This is a genomic window from Sphingomonas sp. H160509 (genome assembly GCF_024124765.2).
Classification (GTDB): Bacteria; Pseudomonadota; Alphaproteobacteria; order Sphingomonadales; family Sphingomonadaceae; genus Sphingomonas.
In genome coordinates, this window is record NZ_JAMXSR020000002.1 from 734,887 (window position 1) to 754,992 (window position 20,106).

Annotated in this window: 13 protein-coding genes and 6 pseudogenes; 7 read left to right on the plus strand and 12 right to left on the minus strand. The window is 64.7% G+C overall.

Going from position 1 to position 20,106, the window contains the following annotated elements; all coding sequences use genetic code 11:
• The first annotated feature begins 30 nt into the window (after positions 1-30).
• Complete coding sequence (gene mazG / locus NHF48_RS05165) at positions 31-765, plus strand: nucleoside triphosphate pyrophosphohydrolase (protein ID WP_253070485.1); 735 nt, start codon at positions 31-33, stop codon at positions 763-765.
• Here mazG and hflX read toward each other — a convergent pair.
• The 7 genes and pseudogenes from hflX to dusB form a co-directional block, all read right to left on the minus strand.
• Positions 746-2,038: a GTPase HflX gene (hflX, locus tag NHF48_RS05170; RefSeq protein WP_253070486.1), complete on the minus strand. Its 1,293-nt coding sequence runs from the start codon at positions 2,036-2,038 to the stop codon at positions 746-748. The genes mazG and hflX overlap by 20 nt on opposite strands.
• A complete protein-coding gene (gene hfq / locus NHF48_RS05175; RefSeq protein ID WP_082441049.1) occupies positions 2,035-2,577 on the minus strand; it encodes an RNA chaperone Hfq in 543 nt (180 codons plus the stop codon). Before hfq ends, hflX begins: the two co-directional genes overlap by 4 nt.
• 101 nt (positions 2,578-2,678) lie before the next feature.
• On the minus strand, positions 2,679-4,055 hold the full coding sequence (gene ntrX / locus NHF48_RS05180) for a nitrogen assimilation response regulator NtrX (RefSeq protein WP_253070487.1): 1,377 nt from the start codon (positions 4,053-4,055) through the stop codon (positions 2,679-2,681).
• A 4-nt stretch (positions 4,056-4,059) separates the two neighbouring features.
• Positions 4,060-6,297 (minus strand): sensor histidine kinase, encoded by a 2,238-nt coding sequence (locus NHF48_RS05185; protein ID WP_253070488.1) that lies wholly within the window; start codon positions 6,295-6,297, stop codon positions 4,060-4,062.
• A 52-nt stretch (positions 6,298-6,349) separates the two neighbouring features.
• Positions 6,350-7,808, minus strand: a pseudogene (gene ntrC / locus NHF48_RS05190) (nitrogen regulation protein NR(I)).
• Positions 7,805-8,869, minus strand: coding sequence for a two-component system sensor histidine kinase NtrB (locus NHF48_RS05195; RefSeq protein ID WP_253070489.1), 1,065 nt, complete (start codon positions 8,867-8,869; stop codon positions 7,805-7,807). Before NHF48_RS05195 ends, ntrC begins: the two are co-directional and overlap by 4 nt.
• The gene (gene dusB / locus NHF48_RS05200) at positions 8,856-9,854 is read right to left on the minus strand and encodes a tRNA dihydrouridine synthase DusB (protein ID WP_253070490.1); all 999 of its coding nucleotides are present in this window, start codon (positions 9,852-9,854) and stop codon (positions 8,856-8,858) included. The genes NHF48_RS05195 and dusB overlap by 14 nt, the downstream gene beginning before the upstream one ends.
• A 91-nt stretch (positions 9,855-9,945) precedes the next feature.
• Here dusB and NHF48_RS05205 point away from each other — a divergent pair, with 91 nt between their 5' ends.
• From NHF48_RS05205 to NHF48_RS05215, 3 genes are all read left to right on the plus strand, one after another.
• Complete coding sequence (locus NHF48_RS05205) at positions 9,946-11,094, plus strand: bifunctional 2-C-methyl-D-erythritol 4-phosphate cytidylyltransferase/2-C-methyl-D-erythritol 2,4-cyclodiphosphate synthase (protein ID WP_253070491.1); 1,149 nt, start codon at positions 9,946-9,948, stop codon at positions 11,092-11,094.
• A gap of 105 nt (positions 11,095-11,199) precedes the next feature.
• Positions 11,200-11,616, plus strand: a complete 417-nt coding sequence (locus NHF48_RS05210; protein WP_253070492.1) for a hypothetical protein — start codon at positions 11,200-11,202, stop codon at positions 11,614-11,616.
• Positions 11,616-12,131 carry a CinA family protein gene (locus tag NHF48_RS05215; protein WP_056048893.1) on the plus strand — a complete coding sequence of 172 codons (516 nt, stop codon included), beginning with the start codon at positions 11,616-11,618 and terminating at the stop codon, positions 12,129-12,131. The genes NHF48_RS05210 and NHF48_RS05215 overlap by 1 nt, the downstream gene beginning before the upstream one ends.
• On the opposite strand, the gene NHF48_RS05220 is transcribed toward NHF48_RS05215, so the two are convergent.
• Together NHF48_RS05220 and lipA are read right to left on the minus strand one after the other, a co-directional pair.
• The gene (locus NHF48_RS05220; RefSeq protein WP_253070493.1) at positions 12,077-12,550 is read right to left on the minus strand and encodes a type II toxin-antitoxin system RatA family toxin; all 474 of its coding nucleotides are present in this window, start codon (positions 12,548-12,550) and stop codon (positions 12,077-12,079) included. The two genes, NHF48_RS05215 and NHF48_RS05220, sit on opposite strands and share 55 nt — an antisense overlap.
• Positions 12,550-13,477 (minus strand): annotated as a pseudogene (gene lipA / locus NHF48_RS05225) (lipoyl synthase). The gene NHF48_RS05220 and the pseudogene lipA overlap by 1 nt, the downstream one beginning before the upstream one ends.
• A gap of 174 nt (positions 13,478-13,651) precedes the next feature.
• Between lipA and NHF48_RS05230 the strand changes: the two are divergent.
• Positions 13,652-14,294, plus strand: a pseudogene (locus tag NHF48_RS05230) (carbonic anhydrase).
• Positions 14,295-14,298: 4 nt separating this feature from the next.
• Here the strand turns inward: NHF48_RS05230 and NHF48_RS05235 are convergent.
• The 3 genes and pseudogenes from NHF48_RS05235 to aspS all read right to left on the minus strand — a co-directional run bounded on the left by NHF48_RS05235 (position 14,299) and on the right by aspS (position 18,518).
• Entirely contained in the window at positions 14,299-15,075 is a 777-nt protein-coding gene (locus NHF48_RS05235) for a polyphosphate kinase 2 family protein (protein ID WP_253072344.1), read from the minus strand.
• 210 nt (positions 15,076-15,285) lie between these two features.
• A pseudogene (locus NHF48_RS05240) lies at positions 15,286-16,740 on the minus strand (APC family permease); the annotation flags it as partial.
• A pseudogene (gene aspS, locus NHF48_RS05245) lies at positions 16,694-18,518 on the minus strand (aspartate--tRNA ligase). The pseudogenes aspS and NHF48_RS05240, both read right to left, overlap by 47 nt.
• Positions 18,519-18,609: 91 nt before the next feature.
• Between aspS and rnd the strand changes: the two are divergent.
• Together rnd and NHF48_RS05255 are read left to right on the plus strand one after the other, a co-directional pair.
• A pseudogene (rnd, locus tag NHF48_RS05250) lies at positions 18,610-19,786 on the plus strand (ribonuclease D).
• Positions 19,783-20,079 (plus strand): I78 family peptidase inhibitor, encoded by a 297-nt coding sequence (locus NHF48_RS05255; protein WP_253070494.1) that lies wholly within the window; start codon positions 19,783-19,785, stop codon positions 20,077-20,079. Before rnd ends, NHF48_RS05255 begins: the two are co-directional and overlap by 4 nt.
• Positions 20,080-20,106 lie beyond the last annotated feature (27 nt).

The following is a 20,106-nucleotide window of genomic DNA, read 5'->3' on the forward strand; positions in this document are numbered from 1 at the left end:
TCCAAAAACCCCGTTCTATAAGGCTTCTCTATGATCGAACGTCTCGTCGCCATCATGGCCCGGTTGCGCGATCCCGTCGAAGGTTGCGACTGGGACCGTGTGCAGACCTGGTCGACGATCGCACCCTACACGATCGAGGAAGCCTATGAGGTCGCCGACGCGATCGAACGGAACGATCCCGGGGACCTGAAGGACGAACTGGGCGACCTGCTGCTTCAGGTCGTGTTCCATAGCCGCATTGCCGAGGAAGCCGGCGCCTTCACGCTGGCCGACGTCGTGACCTCGATTGCCGACAAGATGGAACGGCGTCATCCGCATATATTCGGGGACGTGGAACAGTCGCCCGGATGGGAAGCGATCAAGGCGCAGGAGCGTTCGGCCAAATCGGATAGCAGCGCACTGGCGGGGGTCGCCCTTGGCCTTCCGGCACTGTCTCGGGCCGACAAGTTGCAGAAACGCGCAGGGCGTGTGGGCTTCGACTGGCCGGATGCGAGCGGGCCGCTCGCGAAAGTCCACGAGGAAATCGAGGAGGTTCGCGAAGCTCCTCCCGAGAAGCTTGCAGAGGAAGTTGGCGACCTGCTGTTCGCGGTTACCAACTGGGCGCGGCATCTCGGAGTAGACGCGGAAAGCGCGTTACGCGATGGCAATCTGAAGTTCGAGGCGCGGTTCCGGGCGATCGAAGATCTCGGCGGCGATGCGTTCGCCGGCATGACCCTCGATCAGAAGGAGGAACTATGGCAGGTGGTCAAACGTCGCGGCGGGTGAACCGGTCGTAATCCGCATCGGACAGTCGCACGTCATATGTCGTCTCGAGCTCGTCATCGACACTCCCGAACACTTCGCCATGCGCATGCAGCCAAGCAGCGCCCGCGCCATCGCTGGCATCGAGCGTGATCCGATAGCGCCGATGCGCCCCCGTCAGCTTTGCCGCGATCTGCTCGATCAGATGCGGCACCCCTTCCCCGCTTAGCGCCGATATCGCCACGACGTCGTCGCGCCGCGCCGCTTCGCCGGCAATCTCGTCGTGCGCGTCGGGGTCAAGCAAGTCGAGCTTGTTCCAGACCTCGAACCGCGGCGTATTATCGTCGACGCCGATCTCGGCCAGCACAGTCTCGACATCGGCACGCTGCGCCTCTGAGTCCGGGTGGGCGATATCACGGACATGGACCAGTAGATCGGCGGACACGACCTCTTCCAGAGTCGCTTTGAACGCCGCGACCAACTGGGTCGGCAGGTCAGAAACGAAGCCGACAGTGTCCGACAGGATCGCCTTGTCGAGCCCGGGCAGCTGAATTTGACGTAGCGTCGGATCTAGCGTTGCGAACAACAGATCCTCCGCCATCACATCGGCACCAGTCACGCGATTGAACAATGTCGATTTACCCGCATTGGTGTAGCCGACCAGCGCGATTACCGGCCACGGCGCACGCTGGCGCCGTTCGCGGTGCAGTCCGCGCGTGCGGCTGACCTGCTCGAGCTCACGCTTCAATCGCGCCATCCGGTCGCGGATCAAACGACGATCCGCTTCGATCTGGGTCTCGCCCGGACCGCCAAGGAAGCCGAAACCGCCGCGCTGACGTTCGAGATGCGTCCAACTCCGCACGAGCCGGCCAGCCTGGTAATCGAGATGCGCGAGTTCGACCTGCAAGCGCCCCTCGGCGGTCGCGGCACGTTCGCCGAAGATCTCTAGGATCAGTCCGGTGCGATCGATGACCTTCACCTCGAGCGCTTTCTCCAGATTGCGCTGCTGGATCGGAGTCAGGCTCGCATCGAAAACGACGAGTCCCGCCTCTTCCATCCGAACTTGGGTGGCCAACAATTCGACCTGCCCGCTTCCGATCAGCGTTGCGGGCTTTGGCTGGCGGACGCGGTAAGCAATCCGGTCGACCACCTCGACACCGATCGCAGCAGCCAAGCCCGCGGTTTCCTCTAGCCGAGCGTCTACGTCGCGCGCGACGTCGCCCTGGTCGGGGAGAACGACGATCGCTCGTGTTCCACGGGTGAACTCGTCCCGATCGCGTTCGAAACCACTACTCAATCGTCATCGTCCGTTTCATCCGTGTCAGTGGGCTCTTCGGCAAGGTTCAGCGGGCGCGCCGGCTGGATCGTCGAGACAGCGTGCTTGTAGACGAGTTGTGCCATGCCTTCGCGCTGGAGCAGCATGCAAAACAGATCGAAGCCTGCGATCTGGCCCTGCAGCATGACGCCATTGATCAGGAACATCGTCACGCTGTCTTCGGATTTGCGCACGGCGTTGAGGAAGATATCCTGCAAAAGCGGGTGCTTCTTCTGGTTTTCTCCCACCGCATCGACGATCGCCGACACGTCCATGGGCCCAGCAGGCATGATCGTCGAGATCGCATGCTTGTAGATCAGTTGCGACTGGCCATCGCGGCGCAGCAGGACGGAAAAATTATCGAACCATGTAACGATGCCCTGGAGCTTTACGCCCTTGACGAGGAACATGGTGACCGGCGTCTTAGAGCGCCGGAGTGCGTTCAGGAACAGATCCTGAAGCGAGCCTGGTTTATCGGCCAATGGGATAACTCTTTGTTTTTGGCGGGACTTTGCCCGCAAGGCGCCGTTTCCCGGCGTCGGAGATGCACCCGGTTACCGGGCGCGGTACTGATCTATGATCGCCGCCCTGCTATATCCAGAGGGCGGCGAAATTACGGCGTCTATTCCTCGCGGGTTTCGGTGATGCCGAGCAGCTTCAATTTTCGATGAAGCGCGGAACGCTCCATGCCGATGAAGCTGGCCGTCCGTGAGATATTTCCCGAGAAACGTCGGATCTGCACCCGGAGATATTCCCGCTCGAACGTCTCGCGCGCTTCCCGCAAAGGCGAGCCCATGATCGCGGTCGATCCGGCTGATCCGATATCGCCCTGGTCCCCGAGAACTTCGGCCGGCAACAGGTCGAGATCGATCCGCCCGATCCGGTTTCCCGGCGCCAGAATGATCGTACGCTCGACGACATTGCGCAACTGCCGGACATTTCCCGGCCAATCGTAGGATTGCAACGCAACCATCGCGTCCGGCGCAATTTCCGGCGTCGGCACGCGGCGCTCGGATGCGTAGTGCGCGATGAAATGCTGGACCAGCGCGGGGATGTCCTCGCGACGATCGGACAGCGGCGGGATCATCACCGGCACGACGTTGAGCCGGTAATACAGATCCTCGCGGAACCGTCCTTCGGCGATTTCGAACACCAGGTCGCGGGCGGTTGCCGAGACGACGCGGACGTCGACCTTGACGACCCGCGTACCGCCTACTCGCGTAAAGCTCTGGTCGGTGAGTGCGCGGAGGATGCGCGCCTGAGTCGCGATCGGCATGTCGGCGATCTCGTCGAGGAACAGCGTGCCACCATGCGCCTGTTCGAACAGACCGGGACGGACGAGATCGCCCGCTTCCTCGACGCCGAACAGCTCCTCGTCCATGCGCTCGGGCGTCATCCGCGCGGCACTGACGATGATGAACGGCGCGTCGGTCCTCAGGCTCCAGCCGTGTAGCAGGCGGGCGGCGACTTCCTTGCCGACCCCCGCCGCGCCCATGATAAGGACCCGGCTGCCGGTTGCCGCGACCCGCTTCAAGGTCGCGCGAACGCCGTTGATCGAGCCCGAACTGCCGGTCAGGTCGGTTTCGCGGCCGACCGTAGCCCGCAGTGTCGCCACCTCGCGACGGAGCCGTTCGGTCTCGGTCGCGCGAGCGACCATCAACAGCAGTCGTTCGGCCTCGAACGGCTTTTCGATAAAATCGGACGCCCCGCGGCGGATTGCGGCGACGGCGGTATCCAAATTGCCGTGCCCCGAAATCACCAGCACCGGGATCGACGGATCGCGCCGCTTGATCTCGTCGAGCAGTTCGAGGCCGTCGAGACGCGAACCTTGCAGCCACACATCGAGCAGCACCAGTGAAGGACGCCGCGCTGCGATTGCTTCCAAGGCGGAATCGCTGTCGCCAGCGTCGCGCGTCTCATAGCCTTCGTCCTCCAGGACGCCGGCCACGAGTTCGCGAATGTCACGTTCGTCGTCCACGACGAGAATATCGAGCGCCATTAAATCATGTCCGGTTGCGGGTCATCGTGTCGAGTCGGCCCTCCCCAGCCAACTCGGATGCGGATGCCCCTTGGTCGAGCGCGGCCAGCGCCTTGGCGTCGAAGGTCATGGTGACGAGTGTACCGCCCCCCGGCCGATCGGAAAAGCCGATCGTGCCGCAATGCTCCTCAATGATCTTCTTGACGATGGCAAGGCCGAGGCCTGTACCACGGGCACGGGTCGTTACATAAGGTTCGACAATCCGGTCCCGCTCCGCGGGTAGCCCGATGCCGGTGTCCGCCACTGCGATGCCGACCGTGTTGGCATCGCTCGTCAAAGTCATCGTAACCGAACCGCCGGGTTCACCGCGCGTCTCAATGGCTTCCACCGCGTTCTTGACGATGTTTGTGAGCGCCTGACCGATCTGGCGGCGGTCGCAAACCAACGTGAGGCCCGGATCGTCCTGCACCAGTTGGAAGCTGATCGCGGGATGCGCAACCTCATGCAGGAACAGCGCCTGGCGCGCGGCATCGACTAGCGATTCCTCGCGGAACACCGGCTTCGGCATCCGCGCGAACGAGGAGAACTCGTCGACCATGCGACGAAGATCGCCGACCTGGCGGATGATCGTGTCGGTCAATCGCGAGAACGTGCCGTCCTGCGCCTCGATCTTGCCACCATAGCGGCGTTGAAGCCGCTCGGCCGCAAGCTGGATCGGTGTCAGGGGGTTCTTGATCTCATGTGCGATCCGGCGAGCGACGTCGGACCATGCCGCGCGGCGTTGATCGAGCAGCTGCTGCGTGATGTCGTCGAACGTCAGGATCGGGCCAGTAGCCGGCCGGGCGATCCGCACGGCGAGTGTACGGACCTCGCTCCCCTGCCCGACTTCGACGATCGCCTCGCGGTCGCCGCCATCGAGCATCGCGTCGAGCTCGGGCGCGACATCGACTAGGCGCCGTCCGACCAGCCCGCCAGTATCGGTGCCTAGCAACGTCGTCGCCGAATCGTTCGCAATTGTGATCGTCCGCTCGCGTCCGGTTGCGACGACGCCTGCGGAGACCCCCGCCATCACCGCCTCGATCAGTGCGCGACGGCTTTCGAGCTGGCCGTTGGCAGTGACGAGTTCGGTGTTCTGCGCCTCCAGCTGCCCGGTCATCTGGTTGAACGCGTTGGCGAGCGTGCCGACCTCGTCGCGGCTGCGCGGATCGGGAACGCGCGCGGTCAGGTCGCCGGCTGCCACCCGGCGCGCGGCGTCGACGAGCTCGCCAACCGGCCGGACGAGACGATCCGCAACCGCCAGCGCGATCCACACGGCAATCCCCACGATCAGCAACGAAATCAACAACAGTGCCGCATTGAACTGCAACTGAAGACTGCGCGCCCTGGCCAGAAGCGATCGATAACTTTTCAATACGTCGTTGGCGCGCGTGGTCTGTTCGGAGAGGGATTTCGTATCCTCGACGCGGCCCGCATAGAGGAACAGCTCGTCAGATCCGGGCAGCATCGTGATCGTCTGAATACGATCGCCGGTGACCGAAAGGACCGCACTTTTACCCGACCGTAGCTCCGCGATCGCCGCGGGCGTGACGCGGCGCGTGAAGTCGATCTCGTACGGGTTGACGATCGCTAGCGTCTGAATTCCCCGTTGAGGGGACAGCTTGAACAAAGCGGCCTCGGAGAGGCTGCGATAATAGACTTGCTGAAGGAACCAGCCCGAAAAATCCGGGCTTTGAAGCGAACGTTCGCGAAGATATGCAGACATGTCGCTGGCCATCGTCACGGTGGCTTCCTGCCATCGGTTGAGCTGGCGTCCGTAGGATGATTGAGCAAGCCCGGTTGCGTTTTCGAGCATACCGCGCGCCTGATCGGAATACCAGAATTGCACGCCATATTGGAACAGCAGGGACGCGAAGATCGTCACGAGCAGCATCGGCACAGCGGCGACGATCGAGAACAAAGCGACGAGGCGAACGTGGAGGCGACCGCCACCGCCGATCGGCGAACGCGCTGCACGGCGCATGGCCACACGTCGCCCTAGCAACATGAGGAGCGCGATGCCGGGCACGAGGTTCGCGACCAGCAGCAGCGCTACCAGGGGTGGCGGGATCAGGCGCTGCGGTGCGTCGCTGCCGGTAATGATAAAGTAGCTCGTGACGGCGATCGCGATCGCCACGCCGAGCACGACCGCCTCTACGGCAGGCGTCACGGCAAACCGGTGTGCAGGCCCGTCATCGTCCATCGGTAGCGTCGCGGAAGCGATCATCGTTGCCCCGATACAACGTCAACCGTTGCCGTGAAACCACATAATGACAGAATTACCGCCGTTCCGGTTCGCCTACGCGAGGCGCGGCGCTGCCGATCGCACCGCCGATATCGATGCCGAGCGTATCGAGGCGTTTGCGAAGCGTATTGCGGTTGATCCCCATCGCGCGCGCGGCCCGAAGCTGGTTCTGACCATGACGCGCCAGCATCGCCTCGATCAACGGCCGTTCGACTTCGCCGATCACGCGGTCGTAGAGCGTGCCGTCATCGAGCGCAGCCGGATCGTCGTGAGCGATGCGCTCGATCATCGCGCGGACCGCTTGTCCGATATCGAGGTCGACCGGGTCGGTGAGCGAGGCATGTCGGCCGATCATGGTACGGATCGCGTCCGCGTCGATGATTTCGTCGCGCGACAATACAGCGAGACGCCGCATGAGATTTTCGAGTTCGCGAACGTTGCCCGGCCAGTCATGCCCGCCAAGCGCGACCAGGGCGTCACTGGCAAGCTGACGCCGCGGAAGGCCCCTGTGCAGCGGCGTGATCCAAGAAATGCCGCGCGAGCAACGCAATGTCCTGACGCCGTTCGCGCAGGGGCGGCAACGTGATCGGGACGACATTGAGCCGGTAGAACAGGTCTTCGCGGAACTGCCCCGTCGCGACCTGTGACGCCAGATCGCGGTTGGTCGCAGCAACGATGCGAACGTCGACGCGGATCGTCCGTGCGCCACCGACGCTGGTGAACTCGCCCGACTGGAGCACGCGGAGGAGGCGGGTCTGCGCTTCCATCGGCATGTCGCCGATCTCGTCGAGGAACAGCGTGCCGCCCGACGCCTGCTCGAACCGGCCGGCATTGCGCACCGCTGCGCCGGTGAACGCGCCGCGTTCATGTCCGAACAGTTCGGCTTCGATCAGTTCACGCGGAATCGCGGCCATGTTGATCGCGACGAACGGGGCTGCACTGCGCGGGCCGAGATCATGGATCGCGCGCGCGACGAGTTCCTTGCCGGTCCCCGATTCGCCCGAGATCAGCACGGTCAGATCGTTCGAGACGACCCGCGCGATGATCCGGTAGACGTCCTGCATCGCCGCCGACCGACCGATCAGCGGGAGTGCGCGGTCCGCGTCGTGGAGCGCATCCTCGCTGACCATCCCGCCCCGCGCCAGCGCACCGGCAACCGCGCGGGTCAGCACGTCGAGGTCGAACGGCTTGGGTAGATATTCGTATGCGCCGACCTCGGCGGCGCGGACCGCCGTGGTCAGCGTGTTCTGCGCCGAGAGGACGATGATCGGGAGCAGCGGAAACCGCGCGGCAACGCTGCGGACATGATCGATGCCGTCGCCGTCGGGGAGGATGACGTCGGTGATGAGAACGTCCGGCAGCGACGCTGCAAGCGCGCGTTCGAGTTGCGCGAGGCTGTCGGCCACGGTGACCTCATGCCCCGCACGACGAAGCGCCTGCGCGACGACGGTCCGGATCGCCGCATCGTCATCGACAACCAGGACCGTGCTCATGATGCCGCTCTCGGGAGCAGGAGGCGAAGGACGGTCATCTCGGGGTTTCCTTCGCGGTCGTATTGGACGATGCCGCCCATGTCTCTGGTCAGCTTGTCGACGAGCGCGAGACCAAGCCCCTGCCCTTCGCGCCGACCCGATACGAACGGGTCGAACAGGTGATCGGCGATGTCGGCGGGGGCGCCGGGACCGTTGTCAAAGATACAGATCTCGATCGGCAGCGGCAGGCGCGGCTTGCCGGGTGCCGAACTCACGGTGATGCCGTGCCGGTAAGCGGTAGTCATCACGATCCGCGGTTCGCGTTCGTTTCGAACGGCTTCGCGGGCATTCTTCAGCAGGTTTATGACGATCTGCAGCAGCGCATCCCGGTTGATCTGCGCGGGCGGGAGCGACGGATCGAAGCGCTCCTCGATCGTTATGCCGCGCGCGAAACCGGCGAGTGCAAGTCGGCGGGCGTGACCGAGCAGCGGATAGATATTCTCGCTGGCGAGCGGCAAGGGCCGGGTGTCGCTGAAGTCCTGCATGCGGTCGATCAATGCGGCGATGCGATCGACCTCGGTTACGATCAACGTGGTGAGTTCGCCCGCACCGAGCAGTTGCGCCGCGCCGCGGATACCAGACAGCGGATTCTTGATTTCGTGCGCGAGCATCGCGGCGGCGCCGACCGCAGCCCTGGCTCCAGCCGCGCGATCCGCGGAGTGTCCGAGCCGCCGTGAGGTGGCGGATGCGTGCAAGGTGATCGCGCGCCAGCCCGGATAGTCGGCGATCTGCGTCTCGGCGAAGTCCGCACGGATCTTGACACCGCGCGCGGTCGAGATTTCGGTGTCGTAGACGGCGAGAGCGTGTCCGTCACGATTTCGCGGGTCGTCGGGCGGCGGGATGATCGCATCAAGCGGTTGTCCGATCATCAACCGTTCGGACAGGTTCAGCAGTTGCTCGGCGAGCGCATTGGCATGTGCGACCTTGTGGTCGGGATCGACGACCACCACAGCCACCGGCAGCGCGGCGAAGAGTTCCGCGAACCCCGGCCGATTCCGCGATGGCGTATCAGGCCGCTTCAAGGTCGCGCCAGGGAGCGTAGAACTCGGCCAGCATCGCCTTGACTTGCTTGGGGTCGGGCACTTGGTTCACCTTGTTGCGGAACTCGGCCGAACCGGGGAGGCCCTTGGTGTACCAGCCGATATGTTTCCGGGCCATATTCACGCCGGTCTCAATCCCGTAATGTTCGAGCATCGCCTCGTAATGACCTGCGATCGCGTCATATTGCTCGGTGATCGACGGATCCTCGATGCGCCGGCCGGTGGCGAACCACTCCATCACCTGGCCGAGTACCCACGGGCGACCATAGGACCCGCGACCGATCATCAGACCGTCCGCGCCGGACTGGTCCATTGCGGCTTTGGCATCTTCGATGGTGCAGATGTCGCCGTTGACGATCACCGGGACTGTGACCGCGTCCTTGACCTTGCGGACGAAGCCCCAGTCGGCGCTGCCCTTGTACATCTGGTTGCGTGTGCGACCGTGAACGGTGATCAGCTTGATGCCGAGGTCTTCCGCGATCCGCGCGAGATCGGGTGCATTGAGGCTGTCGTGGCACCAGCCCATCCGCATTTTCAGCGTCACGGGCACGTCGACGGCTTTGACGGTAGCCTCAATGATCGCGCTGGCGAGCTTTGTATCGCGCATTAGCGCCGAGCCAGCATCGCCATTGACGACTTTGCGCACCGGGCAGCCCATGTTGATGTCGATGATCGCCGCGCCGCGATCCTGGCTGAGCTTGGCCGCCTCGCCCATCTCGTACGGGGTGCAGCCGATCAGCTGCATCGACACCGGTTCCTCCAGCCGATCCCATGCCGCCTTCTGCAACGACTGGCGCGTCTCGCGGATCGCAGCCTGGCTGGCGACCATCTCTGTGACGTTGAGGCCCGAGCCATAGCGTCGCACCAGCGTGCGGAACGGCATGTCGGTGACGCCGGTCATCGGCGCGAGCACGACGGGGCTTTCGATCCGGACGGGACCGATCTGGATAGGGGCAAGATTACGCATGGATGTGCCTGAAAAAGAGGCATCGCCCTACCCCGTCTGATGGTTTTTCGCAAGACTGGCGAGCGTCGGAGCGAACCGCTAGATCGCGAGGATGGCACAGGCACAGCGTATCGTCGCGATCATCGTCGCGGCCGGAACCGGCGTGCGCGCCGGGGGATCGGTTCCCAAGCAGTTCGCGCCGATCGCCGGTCGGCCGATGATCGCCTATTCCTACGACGCTTTCGCGACGCATCCGGCGATCGCCGAAACGATCGTCGTCGTTGCAGATGGCCAGCAGGGCTTGGCGACCACAGCATTGGGGGACGCGATGATCCTGGTTGGCGGACCGACGCGGCGCGAGTCGGTCACCAACGGTCTCGCGGCGGTCGGCGACGCGACGCACGTGCTGATCCACGACGCCGCCCGTCCCTTCCTGTCGCACGCGGTCATCGATTCGCTCGTCGCCACCTTGAAGACCAGGGACGCGGCCATTCCCGTCCTCCCGGTGACCGATACGCTCGCCCGCGGCAGCGTCCTGCTCGGCGACATCGTCCCGCGCGCGGACCTCAACCGGGTGCAGACACCGCAGGCGTTCGCCGTGGAGGCTTTGCGTGCCGCGCATGCGGTCTGGCCTGCGGGTGAAGAGGCGACCGACGACGCGCAGATGGTGCGACGGCTTGGCGTCGGCGTCGCGTTGGTGCAGGGCTCGGCGATGCTCGAGAAAGTCACGCACCCAGAAGATTTCGCGGCCGCCGAAGCGCGTGTCGCGTACGAAACCCGTACCGCGATGGGGTTCGACGTCCACCGTCTCGAAACCGGCGAGGAGCTGTGGCTCGGCGGCGTCCTGATCCCGCACGACAAGGGTTTGTCGGGGCATAGCGACGCCGACGTCGCGCTCCACGCGCTGACCGATGCGCTGCTAGGCACGATCGCAGCAGGCGATATCGGCACGCATTTCCCGCCGAGCGATCCGCAGTGGAAGGGCGCCGACTCCGCTCAGTTCCTCCAGCATGCCGCCAAGCTGATCGCCGACAAGCGCGGTCGCATCGATTTCGTCGACCTGACGATCATGTGCGAGGCGCCGAAGATCGGCCCGCACCGCGCGGCGATGACCGCGCGGATCGCCGACCTGCTCGAGCTGACGCTCGACCGGGTCAGCGTCAAGGCGACCACGACCGAGCGGCTCGGCTTCACCGGGCGCGGTGAGGGTATCGCCGCGCAGGCGGTCGCAACTATCCGCCTGCCCGGATCGCCGCTTTGAAGATCGCTGCCGCGTTTGCCGCGATCGCGCTCCTTGCCAGCCCGGCGGTCGCCCAACAGCGTTGCATCACCGGGCCCGAGGCCAGAATCGCTGACGCTTGTCGCGATGCCCGACATCCTGCGCGAAACCGGCCGTGTCTGCGCCGCGCAGCTTCCCGCTGCCAGCCTCATCCGGCGGCAGTCGAGTGCGCTGATCGATCGCTATCAGATCGAGTCCGACCGAGCCTGGCCGGCGGCGCGCGCGGCAATCGTCAAGCTCAGCGATCCCGCAGTCGACGCGATGCTCGATTCGGAGTTTGCGCGACCGTTACTGACGACGCTGCTGGTGCCGCAGATCGTCGGACGGATCGCGACGCGCGATTGCGGGACGATCGACCGGATGGTGACGCTGCTCCAGCCCTTGCCACCGCGCAACACCGCGGGCATCGTCGTCGAGACGTTGCGGTACCTCAAATCCCAGAAGTCGCGCAGCGGTGATATCGCCGCGGTGGCGATGCTGCTCTGCCCGGTGGAGACTCGCTGATGGATACGATCCTTCCCGCCGAACTCGTCGACGCCGCGCGCAAAGTGGTCGAGCAGAACCGCGCGATCGGCCGCCGGGTCGCGGTCGCCGAGAGCTGCACTGGCGGACTCGTCGCGGCTGCCCTTACCGAGATCCCCGGCTCGTCAGACGTGTTCGAGGTCGGCTTCGTCACCTATTCAAACGCCGCCAAGCTCGGCGTGCTGAAGATCAGTTCGGACGTGCTGGAAACGTTCGGCGCGGTCTCGATCGCGGTTGCCTGGAGCATGGCGCAGGCCGCGCTCAAACAGTCGGGCGCTGATATCGCCGTCGCGATAACCGGCGTGGCAGGCCCCGGTGGCGGATCGCTCAAGAAGCCGGTCGGCACGGTGGTGTTCGGTCGCGCCGAGAAGGGTCGTGACCCGTCCGACGTCCACGCCGATCGCAAGGACTTTGGCGATCTCGGCCGCGGCGGGATACGGCTTCAGGCCGCGTTGTGCGCGCTCGAACTCTTGTTGCCGGACGCGTCGGCCCCGTAAAGCTCCGCGGCGCGCGTTTCGAACGCACCGATCATCTTCCGGAGTGCCACGCCGAACACCTGCCCGGCGATCATCTCGAACATCCGGTTCTTGAACGCGAAGTCGACGGTGAAGTCGACCGCGCAGCCTTGCGGTTCAGGCCGAAAATGCCATTCGTTGCGCAGATACTTGAGCGGGCCATCGACGTAATCGACGTTGAGTTCGCTCGGCCGGACCTTCTGCACGCGCGAGGTGAACGTCTCGCGCAGGCCCTTGAAGCCGACGATCATGTCTGCGAGCGTTTCCGTCTCGCTGTTCGAGCGCACGCGCATCGCGCTGACCCAGGGCAGGAACTCGGCATAGCGGCCGACATCGGCGACCAGGTCGAACATTTGCTCAGGCGTGTAGGGCAAATGGCGCGTTTCCGAATGCTTCGGCATCAGATGCGCGCGACGCCCAGCTTGGCGTCACGGTTAGCGCGCAACCGTTCGAAATCGTCACCCGCATGATAGCTCGACCGAGTCAGTGGCGACGATGCGACCAGCAGGAAGCCCTTCGCGCGGGCGATCGAGGCATAGGCGTCGAACGCCTTGGGCGGCACGAACTCGGCAACCTTGGCATGGCGCGGCGTCGGCTGGAGATACTGGCCCATCGTCAGGAAATCGATGTCGGCGCAGCGCATGTCGTCCATCACCTGATGGATCTCCAGACGCTCCTCGCCGAGCCCGAGCATCACGCCCGACTTGGTGAAGATCGACGGATCGTGCTTCTTAACGCTCTCGAGCAGCCGCAAGGACGCATAGTAACGCGCACCCGGGCGGATCGTCGGATAGAGCCGCGGCACCGTCTCGAGGTTGTGGTTGTAGACGTCGGGTCGCGCCTCGACGATCGACTCGATCGCCGCCTGCGCCTTGTTGCGGAAGTCGGGCGTGAGGATCTCGATCGTCGTCGTCGGGTTCGACGCGCGAATTGCCTGGATCACCTTCACGAACTGCGACGCACCGCCATCGGGGAGGTCGTCGCGATCGACCGAGGTGATGACGATGTGGTTGAGCCCCATCTGCGCAGCCGCATCGGCGACGTTCTGCGGCTCCATCCGATCGACTGCGCGCGGCATGCCGGTCTTGACGTTGCAGAACGCGCACGCCCGCGTGCAGGTGTCGCCTAGGATCATGACCGTGGCGTGCTTCTTCGACCAGCATTCGCCGATGTTCGGGCACGCCGCCTCTTCGCACACCGTCGTGAGGCTTTTTGGAGCGCATCAGCTCTCGCGTCTTTGCGAAGCCAGCGGAGGTCGGCGCCTTGACGCGGATCCAGTCGGGCTTGCGCGCACGGACCGGCGCAGCCATCGGGGTCATGTCGTTCATGCACGCCAGATAGCCCCGCCCTGCCGTTGAGACAATGGCGGCGGACGCCGTCGGCGGGTTGGAACCATCGGACGAACCGGATAAAATCATGGAACCAGTTTCAACATGACAAGTTTTTCATGTTGCATCGCAAACTGATATGGAAGGCTAACCGTGCCAACTCACTTTCCGGAAATGATCGAAGGCTATCACCGCTTCAAGGACGGCCCCTGGGAAGCGCAGCGCGAGCGCTGGAAGGAACTGCAGGAAGGCCAGAGCCCGAAGGTGATGATCATCGCGTGTTCCGACAGCCGCGTCGAACCCGCGCAGATCTTCGACACGCTCCCCGGCGAGGTGTTCGTCGTCCGCAACGTCGCCAATCTGGTCCCGCCCTACGAGACCGGTGGCGGCCATCACGGCGTGTCGGCGGCCATCGAGTTCGCCGTTACGCAGCTGAAGGTCGAAGAGATCGTCGTGATGGGCCATGAGAAGTGCGGCGGCTGCAAGGCCGCGCTGACGCAGGCCTTTGCCGACGCGGACCATGGCGCTGGCGGCTTCGTGTCTGACTGGGTGAGCTTGCTCGACGGCGCGCGCGAGAAGGTCATCGCCAAGTATGGCGACAGCGACCAGGCGGGCCGTGAGATGGAACTCGAGTCCGTTCGAACCTCGATCGCCAATCTGCGCACCTTCCCGTTCGTCAGAAGGGCCGAGGCCGCCGGCACGCTGGCCGCTCCGCGGTGCCTATTTCGGCATCGACAAGGGCCAGATGCTGCTGCTCAACGCGGACGACGAGTTCATCCAGGCCGATGCACCAGAGGCCAAATCCGCGAAAGCCTGACGCGTCAGCGAAGGCCTAACGCCTTCTCCGCCACGCGCTTGACCTTCGGGTCGAGCGGTGGCGGCACCATCGAAACCCCCGCTTCGAGGCGGTCCGCGATCAGCGTCAGCGCGGCGATTCGGGCCGCCTTCTTGTCGTTGCCGTCGATGACGGTCCACGGCGCGGTCGCGGTGTCGGTGCGCGCGAACATCTCGGCCATCGCCTCCAGATACTCCTCGCGGCGCGACCGGTTGTGGAAATCGTCGAGCCCGGTCTTCCAGTGCTTCCACGGATCGTCGAGCCGCGCCCTCAGTCGCCGGTCCTGCTCCTTCTGCGTGGTGTGGATGAACAGCTTGATCAGCGTCGTGCCGCTCTCGACCTGCTGCGCCTCGAACGCGTTGATCTCGTCGTAACCGTGGCGCCATTCGGTCTCGCTGGCGAACCCCTCGACGCGCTCGACCAGGACACGACCGTACCAGCTGCGGTCGAACACCGCGATGTTGCCATTCGCGGGCAGACGGTTCCAGAAGCGCCAGAGGAAATGATGCGCCTTCTCGTCCGCGGTCGGCGCCGAGATCGGCCAGACCTTGTAGTTGCGCGGGTCCCATTCGGCGGAGAGGCGCTGGATGATCCCGCCCTTCCCCGCCGCGTCCCAGCCTTCGAACATCACGATCGCGCGCGTGCCACCGACGATGTGGGCGACCTGGATATGTTCGAGCCGCTTTTGCAGCGCAGCAAGGTCGTACTTGTACTTGCCGTCGTAGTCGTTGCCGTCTTCGTAGTCGGCCAGGTGTATCGTCATGTATCGCGCTCCGTCGCAAGGGTCGGGATCTGAACGTTCCAGGCGCCCCGTCGGCGCAGGATGAACCAATAGTAGGCGATCGACAGCAGGATCTGCGCGGCCGTCATGATCAGGCCAGGGCGCCCCCTCCTCCAGATCGGACCAGCTCGTCCAGCAAACATAGCCGAGTGCGAGAAGCGTCACGACGGGGGCGAGCGGGTAGAACGGCATCTGGTAGGGAGCGTGCGCAGTCTTGCCGGTGCGCCTGCCAACCATCGCCGCAACGCAGATCCCCGCGTAGATCGCGACGAGGCCGGTGCCGCTAAGCACGAGCAGCAACTGGAGCGGCAGGAAACACGCGACGATCCCGAACCCGCCGACCAGCAACGTGCCCACCCAGGGCGAGCCGAACATCGGGTGGACCTGCGTCATCCACTGATCGAGCGGGCGGCCCCAGCTTCCATCGCGCGCAGTGCCGTAGAAGAAGCGCGCGCAGGCGAGGATGCAGGCGATCACCGCGTTGACGATCGCGACGACTACGCCGATCGAGATCCAGTTTGCCGTCGTGGTGTCGCTGCGGAGGGTGACGAGAAGGCCGAACGGGTCGTTGGCGGTGAGGGTGGCGTGGAGATCCGGCGCGCCGATCAGGACCGCGACGATCGGGATGCCTTCGAACAGCAGCGTCAGCGCGAGCGAGGCCATGATCGCGCGCGCGATCAGCCGGGGCGCGTCGAGCATCTCTTCGCCGAAGTACACCGCAGCGCCATAGCCGTTGAGTGCGAAGATCGCGATCGAGGTGGCGAGGCCGATCGAGGCGGCGGACGCGGGGACGAGATTGGCCCCTTGCGGCATCACCGGGTGGAGCAACAGGTCGCCAATCGGGCGAACGGTATCGGCGAACCCGAGCCAGACGACCGCGAGGATGGCGAGCATCTCGACGAGCAGGAAGAGCCCGGTGAGCCAGGCGTTCACCTTGATCTGGAGGATCGCGACCAGCGTCGATCCTGCGACCACGGCGATCGCGACGGGGATCTGCGGCAGGCCGGGAACCAGCGTTCCGAGCACGGCGCTGACGCCCAGCCCTGCAACCGGCGGGAAGAGCAGGTTGTTGAAGACGTTGACACCGAGCATGACGAACCCCGCCATCGGCCCGAGCGTATGCGCGACCGCGACATACTCGCCGCCTGCGACCGGCCAGGCGGAGGAGAGTTCGGCATAGACGAACGCGGTCGCGACGCAGACGAAACCGGCGATCAGCGTTGCCCACACCGCGCCGGTGCCGGCGACCTGGAGCATGCCGGGGACGATCACGAACACTGACGATGCGGGAGTCGCGACGGAGAGGGTGAGGAACAGGACACCCGTGACGCCGAGGCTGCGGACGAGGCTTGGCGCCGGTGTCATCTGATCGTCGCGCATGCCAACCCCCTTATCGTGCAGGGGTATTTGCATGGTTGAGGGGGTTGAGGAAGCGTAGGTCGTCTTTCCCTCGCCCCTTCGGGGGGAGAGGGAGGGGCCCGCCCGCGCTTGCGGGTGGGAGGGTGAGGGGGAGTTAGCGCGCACCAACCTCCCCTCACCCCCCCCGTCGCCAAACGGCTCCTCCTTCCCTCTCCCCGTAGGGGCGAGGGAAAGGGAGACGTTACCCAGCGCTCGGCGCGACCACCTTTGTCGCGTCCTTCGGGCCATCGACCGTCAGGCGGATGTTGAGTTCCTTCAGCTGCTTGGCGCTGACCGGGCTCGGTGCGCCCATCATCAGGTCCTCGGCCTTCTGGTTCATCGGGAACAGCACGACTTCGCGGATGTTCGGCTCGCCGGCGAGCAGCATCACCATCCGGTCGATCCCCGGCGCCGAGCCGCCATGCGGCGGCGCGCCGACTTTGAACGCGTTGATCATGCCGGCGAAGTTCGTGTCAACGTCGGCTTGCGTATAGCCGGCGATCTCGAACGCCTTGTACATGATCTCGGGCCGGTGGTTCCGGATCGCGCCCGACGACAGCTCGACGCCGTTGCAGACGATATCGTACTGATAGGCGAGGATATCGAGCGGATCCTTGGTCTCCAGCGCGTCCATCTCGCCCTGCGGCATCGAGAACGGGTTGTGGCTGAAGTCGACCTTCTTCGCGTCCTCGTCATATTCGAACATCGGGAAGTCGACGATCCAGCAGAACTCGAACCGGTTCTCGTCGATCAGGCCAAGGTCGGCACCGATCCGCGCCCGGGCAGCGCCCGCGAGCTTCCGAGGCGGGCAGTTCCTTGCCGGCGGCGAAGAAGATGCCGTCGTTCGGGCCAAGGCCCATCTCGGCGATCAGCTTCCGCGTCGCTTCCTCGCCATGGTTCTTGGCGATCGGACCGCCGAGTTCGCCGTTCTTCTGCGTGATGTAGCCGAGCCCGGCATGCCCCTCGGCGCGCGCCCAGTCGTTCATGTCGGTGAAGAATTTGCGGCTCTTGTCGGCGGTGTTCGGCGCGGGGATCGCGCGGACCACGTCACCGCCGGCGACGATCCCCGCGAACAGGCCGAAGCCCGAGTCGACGAAGTGGTGGCCGACGTCGTGGATCAGGATCGGGTTGCGCAGGTCGGGCTTGTCGCTGCCGTACTTCAGCATCGATTCGCGGTACGGGATGCGCTTGAACGGCAATGCCGAGACCTGGCGACCCTTGCCCTGCCAGTCCGCGAACTCCTCGAACACGCCGTGCAACACAGGCTCGATCGCATTGAACACGTCGTCCTGCGTGACGAAGCTCATCTCGAAATCGAGTTGGTAGAATTCGCCGGGCGAACGATCAGCGCGTGCGTCCTCGTCGCGGAAGCACGGCGCGATCTGAAAATAGCGGTCGAAGCCCGCGACCATCAGCAGCTGCTTGAACATCTGCGGCGCCTGCGGGAGCGCATAGAACTTGCCCGGATGGACGCGGCTCGGGACCAGATAATCGCGGGCGCCCTCGGGCGACGATGCGGTCAGGATCGGCGTCTGGAATTCGGTGAACCCTTGCGAATTCATCCGGTTGCGCAGCGACGTTATCACCTGGCTGCGGAGCATGATGTTCGCGTGCAGCCGCTCGCGACGCAGATCGAGGTACCGATAGCGCAGGCGGATATCCTCGGGATATTCGGCCTCGCCCGCGACCGGCATCGGCAGTTCGCCGGCCATCGACTGGACGGTCGCGGCGTTCGCGCGGATCTCGATACCGCCGGTCGGCAGGTTCGGGTTCACGGCTTCCGGCGCCCTGGCCGTAACCTTGCCAGTGATCGTGACGACGCTCTCGCTCTTCAGGCCTTCGATGACCTTGAAGACCGGGCCCGACACGTCAGTGACGATCTGCGTGATGCCGTAGTGATCGCGCAGATCGATGAAGACGAGGTCGCCGTGATCGCGCTTCTTGTGGACCCAGCCGGAGACGCGGGCCTCTTCGCCGACCTGTTCGGGGCGGAGGGCGGCGCAGTTGTGGGTGCGATAGGCGTGCATGATGGGTCTTCTCGGACGATAAACAGGTGGTCCGCGCTTCCCTTCATCACCCGCCTTTGTCAACCTCGGCGACCCTCGCTATGGAAACCTCATGCATATCCACCCGCTTATCTCCGACAGTGCCACGCTCGCCAATCTGTGTGCGCGCATGGCCGACGCCGACTATGTGTGCGTCGACACCGAATTCATGCGCGAGAGCACCTATTACCCCGAACTCTGCCTGATCCAGATCGCCGACGACAAGGAGGCCGCCGCAATCGATCCGATGGCGCCGGGTATCGACCTCAAGCCGCTGCTCGATCTGCTCGTCGAGAATCACGACGTGCTGAAGGTGGTTCACGCCGGCGGGCAGGACATCGAGATCGTCTACAACCTGACCGGCAAGACGCCCTTCCCGCTGTTCGACACGCAGGTGGCGGCGATGGCGCTCGGCCAAGGCGAGCAGATCGGCTATTCGAACCTGGTCGACAGCTGGCTCGGGATCGCGGTCGACAAGGGCGCGCGGTTCACCGACTGGGCACGCCGGCCGCTTGACGCGCGGCAGATCGAATATGCGATCGGCGACGTCACGCATCTGTCGAAGATCTTCCCGAAGATGTTGGAGCGGTTGCGGAAAACCGGGCGCGGCGTTTGGCTCGACCAGGAGATGGAGCGACTCGGCGATACCGCCAATTACGCGAACGATCCCGATCTGGCGTGGAAGCGCGTGCGGATCTCGGGGCGCAAGCCTGATGTCTTGGGCCGGTTGAAGGCACTCGCGCGGTGGCGGGAACTGGAGGCGCAGGCGAAGGATCTGCCGCGTGGGCGGATCGTCAAGGACGAGACTCTGGGCGACATGGCGGGGCATCCGCCGAAGAAGCAGGCGGACTTGGCACGCGTGCGTGGATTGTCGGCGACTTGGGCCGGCAACGACATCGGTAGCCGCTTGATGGCGGCGATCGAGGGCTCGCAGCCGCTCGGCGACGACGAACTGCCGCCGCGCGACGATCGCAAGCCGGGGCTTGGCAAGGAGGGGCTCGCTGGTGGCGGATCTGCTCAAGCTGCTGCTGAAGATCCGCTCGCGAGACATTGATGTCGCGTCGAAATTGCTCGCACGCACCGATGAACTGGAGGCGCTGGCTGCGGGCGTGCGGACCGGGCTGCCGATGCTCGAAGGCTGGCGGTTCGATCAGTTCGGCCGCGATGCGCTCGATCTGGTCGAGGGGCGGCTGGCGTTCGCGGTCATCGGCGGGAAGCTCAAGATGACGCGTACGGAGGATGCCGCATGAGGATCGTTCTGGTCGCAGCCTTGCTGGCTTCGGCGGCGTGTACGCCAGTCGAGATGCGTGGCGAGACGCCTGCCGCTTCGCCAGTCGCAGCCGCCTGCAATGCCGACTCGCTCGGCGATCTGGTCGGCAAGCGGGCGAGCGATGCTCGGGCTGACGTCATGCAGACGCGGTCGGGCGCACGCACGCTCCGTTGGATCGCGCCGAACACGGCCGTGACGATGGATTTCCGTGCTGATCGTCTGAATGTCTATGTAGACGCCAAGGGCCGGATCGAACGCTTCACCTGCGCTTGAACCCTTTGACCCTCCCCCTAAAAGGGG